Annotated in this window: 24 protein-coding genes; all 24 read left to right on the top strand. The window is 64.9% G+C overall.

The features are described from left to right. The first annotated feature begins 1 nt into the window (after nucleotide 1). A complete protein-coding gene (rplB, locus tag G3I56_RS03880; protein ID WP_164407108.1) occupies nucleotides 2-838 on the top strand; it encodes a 50S ribosomal protein L2 in 837 nt (278 codons plus the stop codon). A gap of 12 nt (nucleotides 839-850) precedes the next feature. Continuing rightward, complete coding sequence (rpsS, locus tag G3I56_RS03875) at nucleotides 851-1,132, top strand: 30S ribosomal protein S19 (protein WP_006376029.1); 282 nt, start codon at nucleotides 851-853, stop codon at nucleotides 1,130-1,132. A 42-nt stretch (nucleotides 1,133-1,174) separates the two neighbouring features. After that, nucleotides 1,175-1,522, top strand: coding sequence for a 50S ribosomal protein L22 (gene rplV, locus G3I56_RS03870; RefSeq protein ID WP_164318980.1), 348 nt, complete (start codon nucleotides 1,175-1,177; stop codon nucleotides 1,520-1,522). Beyond that, nucleotides 1,522-2,370, top strand: coding sequence for a 30S ribosomal protein S3 (rpsC, locus tag G3I56_RS03865; protein ID WP_164407106.1), 849 nt, complete (start codon nucleotides 1,522-1,524; stop codon nucleotides 2,368-2,370). The genes rplV and rpsC overlap by 1 nt, the downstream gene beginning before the upstream one ends. Nucleotides 2,371-2,375: 5 nt before the next feature. Continuing rightward, nucleotides 2,376-2,795: a 50S ribosomal protein L16 gene (rplP, locus tag G3I56_RS03860; RefSeq protein ID WP_164318975.1), complete on the top strand. Its 420-nt coding sequence runs from the start codon at nucleotides 2,376-2,378 to the stop codon at nucleotides 2,793-2,795. Then, a complete protein-coding gene (rpmC, locus tag G3I56_RS03855; RefSeq protein ID WP_005481220.1) occupies nucleotides 2,795-3,019 on the top strand; it encodes a 50S ribosomal protein L29 in 225 nt (74 codons plus the stop codon). The genes rplP and rpmC overlap by 1 nt, the downstream gene beginning before the upstream one ends. Then, nucleotides 3,019-3,309: a 30S ribosomal protein S17 gene (gene rpsQ, locus G3I56_RS03850; protein WP_164318972.1), complete on the top strand. Its 291-nt coding sequence runs from the start codon at nucleotides 3,019-3,021 to the stop codon at nucleotides 3,307-3,309. The genes rpmC and rpsQ overlap by 1 nt, the downstream gene beginning before the upstream one ends. A gap of 235 nt (nucleotides 3,310-3,544) precedes the next feature. Continuing rightward, nucleotides 3,545-3,913: a 50S ribosomal protein L14 gene (gene rplN, locus G3I56_RS03845; RefSeq protein ID WP_006376015.1), complete on the top strand. Its 369-nt coding sequence runs from the start codon at nucleotides 3,545-3,547 to the stop codon at nucleotides 3,911-3,913. A gap of 2 nt (nucleotides 3,914-3,915) precedes the next feature. Beyond that, nucleotides 3,916-4,239, top strand: a complete 324-nt coding sequence (gene rplX / locus G3I56_RS03840; protein ID WP_164318969.1) for a 50S ribosomal protein L24 — start codon at nucleotides 3,916-3,918, stop codon at nucleotides 4,237-4,239. Then, on the top strand, nucleotides 4,239-4,796 hold the full coding sequence (rplE, locus tag G3I56_RS03835; protein WP_164318966.1) for a 50S ribosomal protein L5: 558 nt from the start codon (nucleotides 4,239-4,241) through the stop codon (nucleotides 4,794-4,796). Before rplX ends, rplE begins: the two co-directional genes overlap by 1 nt. A 5-nt stretch (nucleotides 4,797-4,801) precedes the next feature. After that, nucleotides 4,802-4,987 carry a type Z 30S ribosomal protein S14 gene (locus G3I56_RS03830; protein WP_003948630.1) on the top strand — a complete coding sequence of 62 codons (186 nt, stop codon included), beginning with the start codon at nucleotides 4,802-4,804 and terminating at the stop codon, nucleotides 4,985-4,987. Nucleotides 4,988-5,207: 220 nt separating this feature from the next. After that, complete coding sequence (gene rpsH / locus G3I56_RS03820) at nucleotides 5,208-5,606, top strand: 30S ribosomal protein S8 (protein ID WP_081218894.1); 399 nt, start codon at nucleotides 5,208-5,210, stop codon at nucleotides 5,604-5,606. Nucleotides 5,607-5,627: 21 nt separating this feature from the next. After that, the gene (rplF, locus tag G3I56_RS03815) at nucleotides 5,628-6,167 is read left to right on the top strand and encodes a 50S ribosomal protein L6 (protein ID WP_164407105.1); all 540 of its coding nucleotides are present in this window, start codon (nucleotides 5,628-5,630) and stop codon (nucleotides 6,165-6,167) included. Between the two features lie 3 nt (nucleotides 6,168-6,170). After that, the gene (gene rplR, locus G3I56_RS03810) at nucleotides 6,171-6,557 is read left to right on the top strand and encodes a 50S ribosomal protein L18 (RefSeq protein ID WP_164407104.1); all 387 of its coding nucleotides are present in this window, start codon (nucleotides 6,171-6,173) and stop codon (nucleotides 6,555-6,557) included. Between the two features lie 71 nt (nucleotides 6,558-6,628). Then, nucleotides 6,629-7,234, top strand: a complete 606-nt coding sequence (gene rpsE / locus G3I56_RS03805; RefSeq protein WP_006376045.1) for a 30S ribosomal protein S5 — start codon at nucleotides 6,629-6,631, stop codon at nucleotides 7,232-7,234. Then, on the top strand, nucleotides 7,234-7,416 hold the full coding sequence (rpmD, locus tag G3I56_RS03800; RefSeq protein ID WP_055553514.1) for a 50S ribosomal protein L30: 183 nt from the start codon (nucleotides 7,234-7,236) through the stop codon (nucleotides 7,414-7,416). The genes rpsE and rpmD overlap by 1 nt, the downstream gene beginning before the upstream one ends. Nucleotides 7,417-7,418: 2 nt before the next feature. After that, a complete protein-coding gene (gene rplO / locus G3I56_RS03795) occupies nucleotides 7,419-7,874 on the top strand; it encodes a 50S ribosomal protein L15 (protein ID WP_164318957.1) in 456 nt (151 codons plus the stop codon). 243 nt (nucleotides 7,875-8,117) lie between these two features. Beyond that, nucleotides 8,118-9,437: a preprotein translocase subunit SecY gene (gene secY / locus G3I56_RS03790; RefSeq protein WP_164407103.1), complete on the top strand. Its 1,320-nt coding sequence runs from the start codon at nucleotides 8,118-8,120 to the stop codon at nucleotides 9,435-9,437. Further along, nucleotides 9,437-10,099 (top strand): adenylate kinase, encoded by a 663-nt coding sequence (locus tag G3I56_RS03785; RefSeq protein ID WP_164407101.1) that lies wholly within the window; start codon nucleotides 9,437-9,439, stop codon nucleotides 10,097-10,099. The genes secY and G3I56_RS03785 overlap by 1 nt, the downstream gene beginning before the upstream one ends. Nucleotides 10,100-10,376: 277 nt before the next feature. Then, entirely contained in the window at nucleotides 10,377-11,213 is an 837-nt protein-coding gene (gene map, locus G3I56_RS03780; protein ID WP_164407100.1) for a type I methionyl aminopeptidase, read from the top strand. Between the two features lie 459 nt (nucleotides 11,214-11,672). After that, entirely contained in the window at nucleotides 11,673-11,894 is a 222-nt protein-coding gene (infA, locus tag G3I56_RS03775) for a translation initiation factor IF-1 (RefSeq protein ID WP_003948620.1), read from the top strand. A 60-nt stretch (nucleotides 11,895-11,954) separates the two neighbouring features. Beyond that, nucleotides 11,955-12,068, top strand: coding sequence for a 50S ribosomal protein L36 (gene rpmJ, locus G3I56_RS03770; protein ID WP_003998809.1), 114 nt, complete (start codon nucleotides 11,955-11,957; stop codon nucleotides 12,066-12,068). Nucleotides 12,069-12,274: 206 nt separating this feature from the next. Next, the gene (rpsM, locus tag G3I56_RS03765) at nucleotides 12,275-12,655 is read left to right on the top strand and encodes a 30S ribosomal protein S13 (RefSeq protein ID WP_164318945.1); all 381 of its coding nucleotides are present in this window, start codon (nucleotides 12,275-12,277) and stop codon (nucleotides 12,653-12,655) included. 69 nt (nucleotides 12,656-12,724) lie between these two features. Further along, nucleotides 12,725-13,129: a 30S ribosomal protein S11 gene (gene rpsK / locus G3I56_RS03760; RefSeq protein WP_006376016.1), complete on the top strand. Its 405-nt coding sequence runs from the start codon at nucleotides 12,725-12,727 to the stop codon at nucleotides 13,127-13,129. Nucleotides 13,130-13,216 lie beyond the last annotated feature (87 nt).

Raw genomic sequence — 13,216 nt, 5'->3', positions numbered from 1 at the left:
AATGGGAATCCGCAAGTACAAGCCGACTACGCCGGGCCGCCGTGGCTCCAGCGTCGCCGACTTCGTCGAGGTCACGCGGTCCACGCCGGAGAAGTCGCTGGTTCGCCCCCTGCACAGCAAGGGCGGCCGTAACAATTCCGGTCGTGTGACCGTTCGCCACCAGGGTGGCGGACACAAGCGCGCCTACCGCGTCATCGACTTCCGTCGCCATGACAAGGACGGCGTGCCGGCGAAGGTCGCGCACATCGAGTACGACCCCAACCGCACCGCGCGCATCGCGCTGCTGCACTACGCGGACGGCGAGAAGCGCTACATCATCGCGCCCCGCAACCTGTCGCAGGGTGACCGCGTCGAGAACGGTCCCGGGGCCGACATCAAGCCGGGCAACAACCTGGCGCTCCGCAACATCCCGGTCGGTACCACGATCCACGCGATCGAGATCCGACCCGGTGGCGGCGCCAAGTTCGCCCGCTCCGCCGGTGCCTCGGTGCAGCTGCTGGCGAAGGAGGGCACGATGGCCCACCTTCGTATGCCCTCCGGCGAGATCCGTCTGGTCGATCAGCGCTGCCGCGCCACGGTCGGCGAGGTCGGCAACGCCGAGCAGAGCAACATCAACTGGGGCAAGGCCGGCCGTAAGCGCTGGCTGGGCGTCCGCCCGACCGTCCGCGGTGTGGCGATGAACCCGGTTGACCACCCGCACGGTGGTGGTGAAGGCAAGACCTCCGGTGGACGTCACCCGGTCTCGCCGTGGGGTCAGAAGGAGGGTCGTACTCGTTCGCCGAAGAAGGCTTCGAACAAGTACATCGTCCGCCGCCGCAAGACGAACAAGAAGCGCTAGGAGCGGGTTTAGATGCCGCGCAGTCTCAAGAAGGGGCCCTTCGTCGACGACCACCTCATCAAGAAGGTGGACGTACAGAACGAAGCCGGTTCCAAGAACGTCATCAAGACCTGGTCCCGTCGCTCGATGATCATCCCGGCCATGCTGGGCCACACGATCGCGGTGCACAACGGCAAGACCCACATCCCGGTGTTTGTCACCGAGTCGATGGTCGGCCACAAGCTCGGCGAGTTCTCGCCGACGCGCACCTTCCGGGGTCACGTCAAGGACGACCGGAAGTCGAAGCGCCGCTAACGCGGGGTGGAATCGACCATGACAGACACTGGAAGGACAACCATGGAAGCCAGGGCCCAGGCGCGGTACATCCGCGTTACGCCCATGAAGGCCCGCCGCGTGGTGGACCTTATCCGTGGCATGGATGCCACGGAGGCTCAGGCGGTCCTGCGTTTCGCCGCGCAGGCCGCGAGCGTGCCGGTCGGCAAGGTGCTTGACAGCGCCATCGCCAACGCCGCGCACAACTACGACCACACCGACGCCGGCAGCCTCGTCATCACTGAGGCGTACGTCGACGAGGGTCCGACCCTGAAGCGGTTCCGTCCGCGTGCCCAGGGCCGCGCCTACCGGATCCGCAAGCGGACCAGCCACATCACCGTGGTCGTCAGCAGCAAGGAAGGAACCCGGTAATGGGCCAGAAGGTTAACCCGCATGGGTTCCGGCTCGGCATCACCACGGACTTCAAGTCCCGGTGGTACGCCGACAAGCTGTACAAGGACTACGTCGGTGAAGACGTCGCCATCCGTCGGATGATGACGTCCGGCATGGAGCGCGCCGGCATCTCGAAGGTTGAGATCGAGCGCACCCGTGACCGCGTCCGCGTCGACATCCACACCGCGCGTCCGGGCATCGTCATCGGCCGCCGTGGCGCCGAGGCCGACCGTATCCGCGGCGACCTGGAGAAGCTGACCAAGAAGCAGGTCCAGCTCAACATCCTCGAGGTCAAGAACCCCGAGCTCGATGCTCAGCTGGTCGCTCAGGCCGTCGCCGAGCAGCTGTCCTCCCGCGTCTCCTTCCGTCGCGCCATGCGTAAGAGCATGCAGTCGACGATGAAGGCCGGCGCCAAGGGCATCAAGATCCAGTGTGGTGGCCGTCTCGGCGGCGCCGAGATGTCCCGCTCGGAGTTCTACCGCGAGGGCCGTGTGCCCCTGCACACGCTCCGCGCGAACGTGGACTACGGCTTCTTCGAGGCCAAGACGACCTTCGGCCGTATCGGTGTGAAGGTCTGGATCTACAAGGGCGACGTCAAGAACATCGCCGAGGTCCGCGCCGACAACGCCGCTGCCCGTGCGGGTAACCGCCCGGCGCGTGGCGGTGCCGGTGGCGCCGCCGACCGTCCGGCCCGTGGTGGTGGCCGTGGTGGCGAGCGTGGCGGCCGCGGCCGCAAGCCGCAGCAGGCTCCCGCTGCCGAGGCCCCCAAGGCCGAGGCTCCGGCGGCTGCCGCTCCGGCTGCTGAAAGCACCGGAACGGAGGCCTGACCGAAATGCTGATCCCCCGTAGGGTCAAGCACCGCAAGCAGCACCACCCGAAGCGCCGTGGCATGGCCAAGGGCGGTACGGCGGTCTCGTTCGGCGAGTACGGCATTCAGGCCGTCACGCCGGCATACGTGACCAACCGCCAGATCGAGGCGGCCCGTATCGCGATGACCCGCCACATCAAGCGTGGCGGCAAGGTCTGGATCAACATCTATCCGGACCGCCCGCTCACCAAGAAGCCTGCCGAGACCCGCATGGGTTCCGGTAAGGGTTCCCCTGAGTGGTGGATCGCGAACGTGCACCCGGGTCGGGTCATGTTCGAACTGTCCTACCCCAACGAGAAGATCGCCCGTGAGGCCCTCACTCGCGCAGCCCACAAGCTGCCGATGAAGTGCCGGATCGTCAAGCGCGAGGCAGGTGAAGCGTGATGTCGGCCGGTACCAAGGCGTCCGAGCTGCGCGAACTGGGTGACGAGGAGCTTCTCAACAAGCTCCGCGAAGCCAAGGAAGAGCTGTTCAACCTCCGCTTCCAGGCGGCGACGGGTCAGCTCGAGAACCACGGTCGGCTCAAGGCCGTCCGTAAGGACATCGCGCGGATCTACACCCTGATGCGTGAGCGCGAGCTGGGCATCGAGACGGTGGAGAGCGCCTGATGAGCGAGAGCAACGTGACTGAGCAGAGCAGCACCGAAGCCCGTGGCTTCCGCAAGACCCGTGAGGGTCTCGTCGTCAGCGACAAGATGGACAAGACCGTCGTCGTCGCTGTCGAGGACCGCGTGAAGCACGCGCTGTACGGCAAGGTCATCCGCCGTACGAACAAGCTCAAGGCTCACGACGAGCAGAACGCCGCCGGCGTCGGCGACCGTGTCATCATCATGGAGACTCGGCCGCTGTCCGCCTCGAAGCGGTGGCGCATCGTCGAGATCCTCGAGAAGGCCAAGTAGTCCCTGCGGGGTTTTGAACCCGTAGACAGACTCGCCGCTCCGGCGGGAGATCCGTAAGGCGACTTACGGACCTCCCACCGGAACCGGCCGGGCTGCGTGAGTCACTTACGCAGCCCGCCGGGCGGCCCAAGTAATTCCTGCGGGGGCTACCCGCAGGGCAGTTCCGCCAGGCTCCGGTACGGGGTTGTACAGACAACCCCGTATTGGGGAACCGGCAGACAATCAGGAGATAGACGTGATCCAGCAGGAGTCGCGACTGCGTGTCGCCGACAACACTGGTGCGAAGGAAATCCTTTGCATCCGTGTCCTCGGTGGCTCCGGTCGCCGCTACGCGGGCATCGGCGACGTCATCGTCGCCACCGTCAAGGACGCGATCCCCGGTGGCAACGTGAAGAAGGGTGACGTCATCAAGGCCGTCATCGTTCGCACCGTCAAGGAGCGCCGCCGTCCCGACGGCTCGTACATCCGCTTCGACGAGAACGCCGCTGTCGTTCTTAAGAACGACGGCGACCCTCGTGGCACCCGTATCTTCGGCCCGGTGGGCCGGGAGCTGCGCGAGAAGAAGTTCATGAAGATCATCTCGCTCGCGCCGGAGGTGCTGTAAGCATGAAGATCAAGAAGGGCGACCTGGTTCAGGTCATCACCGGTAAGGACAGGGGCAAGCAGGGCAAGGTCATCGCGGCCTTCCCCCGTGAGGACCGCGTCCTGGTCGAGGGTGTCAACCGGGTCAAGAAGCACACCAAGGCCGGCCCGACCGCAAAGGGTTCGCAGGCCGGCGGCATCGTCACGACCGAGGCGCCCGTCCACGTCTCCAACGTCCAGCTGGTCGTTGAGAAGGACGGCAACAAGGTTGTCACGCGTGTCGGTTACCGCTTCGACGACGAGGGCAACAAGATCCGCGTTGCCAAGCGGACGGGTGAGGACATCTGATGACTACCACCACGACTCCGCGTCTCAAGACGAAGTACCGCGAGGAGATCGCGGGCAAGCTGCGTGAGGAGTTCTCCTACGAGAACGTCATGCAGATCCCCGGTCTCGTCAAGATCGTGGTCAACATGGGTGTCGGCGACGCCGCCCGTGACTCGAAGCTCATGGACGGTGCCGTCCGTGACCTGACCACCATCACGGGTCAGAAGCCGGCCGTCACCAAGGCCCGTAAGTCCATCGCGCAGTTCAAGCTGCGCGAGGGCCAGCCGATCGGTGCCCACGTCACGCTTCGTGGCGACCGCATGTGGGAGTTCCTGGACCGCACCCTGTCGCTCGCGCTGCCGCGCATCCGCGACTTCCGTGGTCTGTCTCCCAAGCAGTTCGACGGCCGTGGCAACTACACCTTCGGTCTCACCGAGCAGGTCATGTTCCACGAGATCGACCAGGACAAGATCGACCGCACCCGGGGTATGGACATCACCGTGGTGACCACGGCGACCAACGACGCTGAGGGCCGCGCGCTCCTCCGTCACCTCGGCTTCCCCTTCAAGGAGGCGTAAGCGAGATGGCGAAGAAGGCTCTGATTGCCAAGGCTGCTCGTAAGCCCAAGTTCGGCGTACGTGGTTACACGCGCTGCCAGCGCTGTGGCCGTCCGCACTCCGTGTACCGCAAGTTCGGCCTGTGCCGCGTCTGCCTTCGTGAGATGGCTCACCGTGGCGAGCTGCCGGGCGTGACCAAGAGCTCCTGGTAATCCCGCTTTTTAGGGATTCCCGAAGCTCTCGGTAAGCAAATGGGTTGGTCAGGTGCCCATCCCTCCATGGCTTAGGCTAGGAGGGTTGGGCGCCTGATTGCCGCCCGTACGACTTACTACGCCGTAGGTCCCCCGCACCGCACCCGTCCCGCCACTGAGTGAGTGGGGAGAGGGATGGCGCATCCAGGAAACCCCGGCGAGAGAGGCCGAAGGCCAATTCATGACCATGACTGATCCGATCGCGGACATGCTGACTCGTCTGCGTAACGCGAACTCGGCGTACCACGACGATGTCGCGATGCCGCACAGCAAGATCAAGTCGCACATCGCGGAGATCCTCCAGCAGGAGGGCTTCATCACCGGCTGGAAGGTCGAGGACGCCGAAGTCGGCAAGAAGCTCGTCCTCGAGCTGAAGTTCGGCCCGAACCGTGAGCGCTCCATCGCGGGCATCAAGCGGATCTCGAAGCCGGGTCTGCGTGTGTACGCGAAGTCCACCTCCCTGCCCAAGGTGCTCGGTGGCCTCGGCGTGGCGATCATCTCCACGTCGCACGGTCTCCTCACTGGACAGCAGGCCGGCAAGAAGGGCGTAGGCGGAGAAGTCCTCGCCTACGTCTGGTAGAAGGGAACGGAGGAAACAGCTATGTCGCGTATTGGCAAGCTCCCCATCACGGTTCCCGCCGGCGTGGACGTCACCATCGACGGCCGTACGGTTTCGGTGAAGGGCCCCAAGGGCTCTCTCTCCCACACCGTCGCTGCGCCGATCGACATCGCCAAGGGTGAGGACGGCGTTCTCAACGTCACCCGCCCCAACGACGAGCGTCAGAACAAGGCCCTGCACGGCCTGTCCCGCACGCTGGTGGCGAACATGATCACCGGCGTAACCGCGGGTTACGTGAAGAAGCTCGAGATCAGCGGTGTCGGTTACCGCGTGGCGGCGAAGGGCTCGAACCTCGAGTTCGCGCTCGGCTACAGCCACCCGATCACCGTCGAAGCGCCCGAGGGCATCAGCTTCAAGGTCGAGAACCCGACGCGGTTCTCGGTCGAGGGCATCGACAAGCAGAAGGTCGGCGAGGTTGCGGCCAACATCCGCAAGCTGCGCAAGCCTGACCCGTACAAGGCCAAGGGCGTCAAGTACGAGGGCGAAGTCATCCGGCGCAAGGTCGGAAAGGCGGGTAAGTAAGCCATGGCATACGGTACGAAGATCGCTAAGGGCGACGCTTACAAGCGTGCTGCCATCAAGCGTCGTCACATCCGGATCCGTAAGAAGGTCAACGGAACGGGTGAGCGTCCCCGCCTGGTGGTAACCCGCTCGAACCGCCACATCGTGGCCCAGGTCATCGACGACATCAAGGGTCACACCCTGGCGTCGGCTTCGACCCTGGACGCCTCGATCCGCGGTAACGAGGGCGAAGACAAGTCGGCGCAGGCCGGCAAGGTCGGCGCACTCGTGGCCGAGCGCGCCAAGGCCGCCGGTGTCGAGTCCGTCGTGTTCGACCGTGGTGGCAGCCGGTACGCCGGGCGTATCGCCGCCCTGGCCGACGCCGCCCGCGAAGCCGGGCTCAAGTTCTGAGCCGCCCGTCGCGCTCGCGACTTAACCGTCGCAGCGCAGCGTAGCTAGCGGAAAAAGAGAGAGGTAATCCAATGGCTGGACCCCAGCGCCGCGGAAGCGGTGCCGGTGGCGGCGAGCGGCGGGACCGGAAGGGCCGTGACGGCGGCGCTGCTGCCGCCGAGAAGACCGCGTACGTTGAGCGCGTTGTCGCGATCAACCGCGTCGCCAAGGTTGTGAAGGGTGGTCGTCGCTTCAGCTTCACTGCGCTCGTCGTAGTGGGCGATGGCGATGGCACCGTCGGTGTCGGTTACGGCAAGGCCAAGGAGGTGCCGGCCGCGATCGCCAAGGGTGTTGAAGAGGCCAAGAAGCACTTCTTCAAGGTCCCCCGTATCCAGGGCACCATCCCGCACCCGATCACGGGCGAGAAGGCCGCGGGCGTCGTCCTGCTCAAGCCTGCTTCCCCCGGTACCGGCGTTATCGCCGGTGGCCCGGTGCGTGCTGTCCTGGAGTGCGCCGGCGTTCACGACATCCTGTCGAAGTCGCTCGGCTCGTCCAACGCGATCAACATCGTGCACGCGACCGTGGCGGCCCTCAAGGGCCTGCAGCGTCCCGAGGAGATCGCGGCTCGCCGTGGTCTGCCCCTCGAGGACGTCGCCCCCGCGGCTCTGCTCCGTGCGCGTGCGGGAGCGGGTGCGTAATGGCTCGCCTCAAGGTCACGCAGACGAAGTCGTACATCGGCAGCAAGCAGAACCACCGTGACACCCTGCGCTCCCTTGGTCTCAAGGGCATCAACACGCAGGTCGTCAAGGAGGACCGCCCCGAGTTCCGCGGAATGGTTCACACCGTCCGCCACCTCGTGACGGTTGAGGAGGTCGACTGATCATGGCGGAAAACAGCCCGCTCAAGATCCACAACCTCCGTCCTGCCCCGGGCGCCAAGACCGCCAAGACCCGTGTGGGTCGTGGTGAGGCGTCGAAGGGTAAGACGGCTGGACGTGGTACCAAGGGCACGAAGGCCCGTTACCAGGTTCCGGCGCGTTTCGAGGGTGGCCAGATGCCCCTCCACATGCGTCTCCCGAAGCTCAAGGGCTTCCGGAACCCGTTCAAGACCGAGTACCAGGTCGTGAACCTCGACAAGCTGGGCGCCCTGTACCCGGAGGGTGGCGAAGTCACCGTCGAGGGGCTCGTCGCCAACGGTGCGGTTCGCAAGAACAGCCTCGTCAAGGTCCTCGGCCAGGGCGAGATCTCCGTGGCGCTGCAGGTGACGGTTGACGCCGTCTCCGGCTCCGCCAAGGAGAAGATCACCGCCGCCGGCGGTACCGTCACCGAGTTGCTCTGAACACCACAGGCGTCTCGATGACTTGAGCGATCCCTACCGGGGATACCCCACAAATGGGGTATCCCCGGTTGGTCGTTCCTAGGAGCCATGGTCGCCGGTAAGGTGGCCAGCACTGTCAAGTTGAGTCCGCTGTGTTCATGAGGAACTCCGGACCCCTCTCGGCTGTTAGTTATCTGTCAACGTATTCGTCGAACCTCAAAACCGTCACCTCTACGCAGTAGCGCGGGGGTCGCAGGAGGCACCGTGCTCACCGCGTTCGCCCGGGCGTTCAAGACGCCCGACCTGCGCAAGAAGCTGCTCTTCACGCTCGGCATCATCGTGGTCTATCGGGTGGGCACGCACATCCCGATCCCAGGTGTCGACTATCAGAACGTCCAGACGTGTATCGACTCCGTCTCGAAGAGCGGAAGCCAGGGCCTGTTCGGTCTGGTGAACATGTTCAGCGGCGGGGCGCTGCTGCAGATCACGATCTTCGCGCTGGGCATCATGCCGTACATCACGGCGAGCATCATCCTGCAGCTGCTGACGGTGGTGATCCCGCGGCTGGAAGCCCTCAAGAAGGAGGGCCAGGCGGGCACAGCGAAGATCACGCAGTACACCCGTTACCTGACTGTGGCTCTCGCCATCCTCCAGGGCACCGGCCTGGTCGCCACCGCGCGCAGCGGCGCGCTCTTCAGCGGCTGCACCGTCGCCAGCGAGATCGTCCCGGACCAGTCGATCTTCGTGACCATCACCATGGTCATCACCATGACCGCCGGCACGGCCGTCGTCATGTGGCTCGGTGAGCTCATCACCGACCGCGGTATCGGCAACGGCATGTCCATCCTGATGTTCATCTCGATCGCCGCCACCTTCCCGTCCGCGCTGTGGGCCATCAAGACCCAGGGCACTCTGGCGGACGGTTGGATCGAGTTCGGTACGGTCATCATCGTCGGCCTCGTCATGGTCGCGCTGGTGGTCTTCGTCGAGCAGGCGCAGCGCCGGATCCCGGTCCAGTACGCGAAGCGAATGATCGGCCGCCGGTCCTACGGCGGTACGTCGACGTACATCCCGCTCAAGGTCAACCAGGCCGGCATCATCCCTGTGATCTTTGCCTCGTCGCTGCTCTACATCCCCGCGTTGGTCGCGCAGTTCTCCGGCGGCACTTCCGGCTGGAAGACGTGGATCGAGGCGAACCTGACCAAGGGTGACCACCCGATTTACATCGCCACGTACTTCTTGCTGATCGTTTTCTTCGCGTTCTTCTATGTCGCCATCTCCTTCAACCCCGAAGAAGTAGCCGACAACATGAAGAAGTATGGTGGCTTCATCCCGGGCATCCGGGCTGGTCGGCCGACTGCTGAGTACCTGAGTTACGTACTCAACCGGATCACCTGGCCGGGTTCGCTGTACCTGGGTCTGATCGCTCTCGTCCCGACGATGGCGTTGGTTGGTTTCAATGCAAACCAGAACTTCCCGTTCGGCGGGACCAGCATCCTCATCATCGTGGGTGTCGGTCTTGAGACCGTGAAGCAGATTGAGAGCCAGCTCCAGCAGCGCAATTACGAAGGGTTCCTCCGCTGATGCGTATCGTCCTCGTCGGGCCGCCTGGTGCCGGGAAGGGAACGCAGGCCGCGTTCCTCGCCAAGAACCTGTCGATCCCGCACATCTCCACGGGCGACCTCTTCCGGGCCAACATCAGCAAGCAGACGGAACTCGGGAAACTCGCGAAGTCCTACATGGACGCGGGCAACCTGGTGCCGGACGAGGTCACGATCGCGATGGCCAAGGACCGCATGGAGCAGTCCGACGCGGTGAACGGCTTTCTGCTGGACGGTTTCCCGCGGAACGTTTCGCAGGCCGAGGCGCTGGACGAGATGCTGAAGGCCGAGTCCATGAAGCTGGACGCGGTCCTCGACCTGGAGGTCCCCGAGGACGAGGTGGTCAAGCGCATCGCCGGCCGCCGCATCTGCCGTAACGACTCGGCGCATGTCTTCCACGTGACGTACCAGGCGCCGAAGGCCGAGGGTGTCTGTGACACCTGCGGTGGCGAGCTGTACCAGCGGGACGACGACTCCGAGGAGACGGTTCGCAAGCGGCTGGAGGTCTACCACACGCAGACCGAACCGATCATCGACTACTTCAAGACGCAGGGACTGGTCGTCACCATCTCCGCGCTCGGCAAGGTCGACGAAGTCACCGCTCGGGCCATGAGCGCCCTTCGGCGTGACGAGGACGGTAAGTAGCAGCGTTCGAAATTCTGTAGAGAAGCCCCCGTCGTCCGCCTCGGACGACGGGGGCTTCTTCACTGCTCTGACCCTCGACGATGCTGGCAGTCGCTTTCCCTGATGACCGGGGAGACCACACAGACGCCGCCGCCGTTCCAGCGGGCCGGCCGGGTTTCGAAGCACCGACCGGGGTCTTGCTGTTCGGGACATGACACATTCGCCGTTTCGGCGTACATCCGTACGTACGCGTATCCTGGAGCGCCGCAGTACCAGTGGCCAGGAGGCGCAACTCATAATGGTGCAGATCAAGACCCCCGAGCAGATCGCCAAGATGCGCGAGGCGGGGCTTGTCGTCGCCGCCATCCACGCGGCCACTCGTGAGGCGGCCGTGCCGGGTGCCAGTACGAGGGATCTGGACGAGGTCGCCCGGAAAGTGCTCGCGGAGCACAACGCGAAGCCGAACTTCCTTGGGTACGGCGGGTTCCCGGCCACGATCTGTACCTCTGTCAACGAGGTCGTCGTCCATGGCATCCCGTCCGACGAGGTCGTGCTGAAGGACGGGGACATCATCTCCATCGACTGCGGCGCGATCATCGACGGCTGGCACGGGGACGCGGCGTACACGGCGTTCGTGGGGTCGGGGCACGCTCCCGAGCTGATCGAGCTGTCGCGGGTGACGGAGGAGTCGATGTGGGCGGGGATCGCGGCGATGAAGCTGGGGAACCGGCTGGTCGACATCTCGCGTGCGATCGAGACGTACATCCGCCGTCAGCCCAGGGCGGGCGGCGGGCGGTACGGGATCATCGAGGACTACGGCGGGCATGGCATCGGGACCGAGATGCACATGGACCCGCATCTGCTGAACTACGTCGAGCGCAAGCGGGGGAAGGGGCCGAAGCTGGTCCCCGGGTTCTGTCTCGCGATCGAGCCGATGGTGTCGTTGGGTACGCCGAGGACCGAGGTCCTCGCGGACGACTGGACGGTCATCACGACGGACGGGACCTGGTCGTCGCACTGGGAGCATTCGGTGGCGTTGACCGAGGCGGGGCCGTTGGTGCTTACGTCTCCCGACGGGGGGCTGGCGAAGTTGGCGGAGCATGGGGTGACTGCGGCGCCGGATCCGCTGGCGTAGCGGCTTTTCTCGCCCCCGCCGCCCCTACCCGTCCCATCCCCAGGGGCGCAGCCCCTGCGCCCCTGGCGGGGACTGCGTCCCCTGCGCCCCTGGCGGGGACTGCGTCCCCTGCGCCCCTGGCGGGGACTGCGTCCCCTGTACCCCGCCTGGGGCTATGCCCTTGGGTTCCGGGGTTGTGGCTCTGGAGCTCGGCGGGGCTGTGTCTTCGGGTCTTGGCGGAGGTGCGTCGCCTGTGCCCCGGTTGGGGCTTTGTCCCTGGACCCCGGGGTCCGTCGGGGCTGTGTCCGCCGCCCCTGTGCTGGTTAAGGATCACGGGTGCGGGGCATCCTTCCTCGATTCGTCTTTCCGGGTGTGCTGACGTAGACTGACTCGTCGGCTCTCGTGCACCCGCATGTCCGCATGCGCCCATTAGGGGAACGCAAGGGAGTCGATCAAGGTAGTCGATTCGAAGGGCGAAGCGTGGCCAAGAAGCAAGGTGCCATCGAGATCGAGGGCACTGTCGTCGAGTCTCTTCCGAACGCAATGTTCAAGGTTGAGCTCCAGAACGGCCACCAGGTCCTGGCACACATCAGCGGCAAGATGCGTATGCACTACATCCGCATCCTCCCTGACGACCGGGTCGTGGTGGAGCTGTCTCCGTACGACCTGACTCGAGGCCGCATCGTCTACCGATACAAGTAGATCTTGCCCACGTCCCGTGAAAGCGGGACCGCCGGCACCTGACCCGGAGAACCTCACCCCATGAAGGTCAAGCCGAGCGTCAAGAAGATCTGCGACAAGTGCAGGGTGATCCGCCGTCACGGTCGGGTCATGGTCATCTGCGAGAACCCGCGCCACAAGCAGCGCCAGGGCTGACGCACGACCCACCTTCTGCACCCGCAGAAATTCGCGCGACGCGAGCAGTACATGTTCATACGCAGGGCCCAGGTCCGAAGTTCGGTGATTCATCGTTCAGCGGAGTTGATACCCCCGGTCGGAGGCCGGGGACCCAGTTCGTACCTCATACGGCGGCTGGGAAACGGTCTTGTGGAAGACCTCCGAACGACAACTGGAGCCATTGAATGGCACGCGTTTCCGGTGTTGACATCCCGCGTGAAAAGCGTGTGGAGGTCGCCCTTACCTACGTGTTCGGCATCGGCCGGACCCTTTCCCAGCTGACGCTGGCGGAGACGGGCATCGACCCGAACATCCGTGTTCGGGACCTCTCCGAGGAGCAGCTCGTCGCGATCCGCGAGTACGTGGACGCTCACTTCAAGACCGAGGGTGACCTCCGTCGCGAGATCCAGGGCGACATTCGCCGGAAGATCGAGATCGGCTGCTACCAGGGTATTCGCCACCGCCGTGGCCTGCCCGTCCACGGTCAGCGCACCAGCACGAACGCTCGTACCCGCAAGGGCCCGCGTCGCGCCATCGCCGGCAAGAAGAAGCCGGGCAAGAAGTAGTCCTCAGCGGACAACGCTTCATCAGCGGTCTTCGCTGTAGGACCGACCACCTCCCCGTAGGAGTAGTAGATGCCCCCCAAGGGTCGTCAGGGCGCTGCCAAGAAGGTGCGCCGCAAGGAAAAGAAGAACGTCGCTCATGGGCACGCTCACATCAAGAGCACGTTCAACAACACGATCGTCTCGATCACGGACCCCGCGGGCAACGTGATCTCCTGGGCCTCCGCCGGCCACGTCGGCTTCAAGGGCTCGCGCAAGTCCACCCCCTTCGCCGCGCAGATGGCCGCCGAGTCGGCTGCCCGTCGCGCGCAGGAGCACGGCATGCGCAAGGTTGATGTGTTTGTGAAGGGTCCGGGTTCGGGTCGTGAGACCGCGATCCGTTCGCTCCAGGCCACCGGTCTCGAGGTCGGCTCCATCCAGGACGTCACCCCGACCCCGCACAACGGCTGCCGTCCGCCCAAGCGCCGTCGCGTCTGAGTTGCGGTTGTCTTAGGTTTCGGGCGGTACGGCTCTTCGGAGGCGTGCCGCCCGTACCCTTGTATTACTAGTCGGGCATCAAATAGC

The organism is Streptomyces sp. SID12488 (assembly GCF_010548275.1).
Classification (GTDB): Bacteria; Actinomycetota; Actinomycetes; order Streptomycetales; family Streptomycetaceae; genus Streptomyces.
Note: the sequence above shows the minus strand (reverse complement) of the source record. Positions and strands in the feature narration are given on the sequence as shown.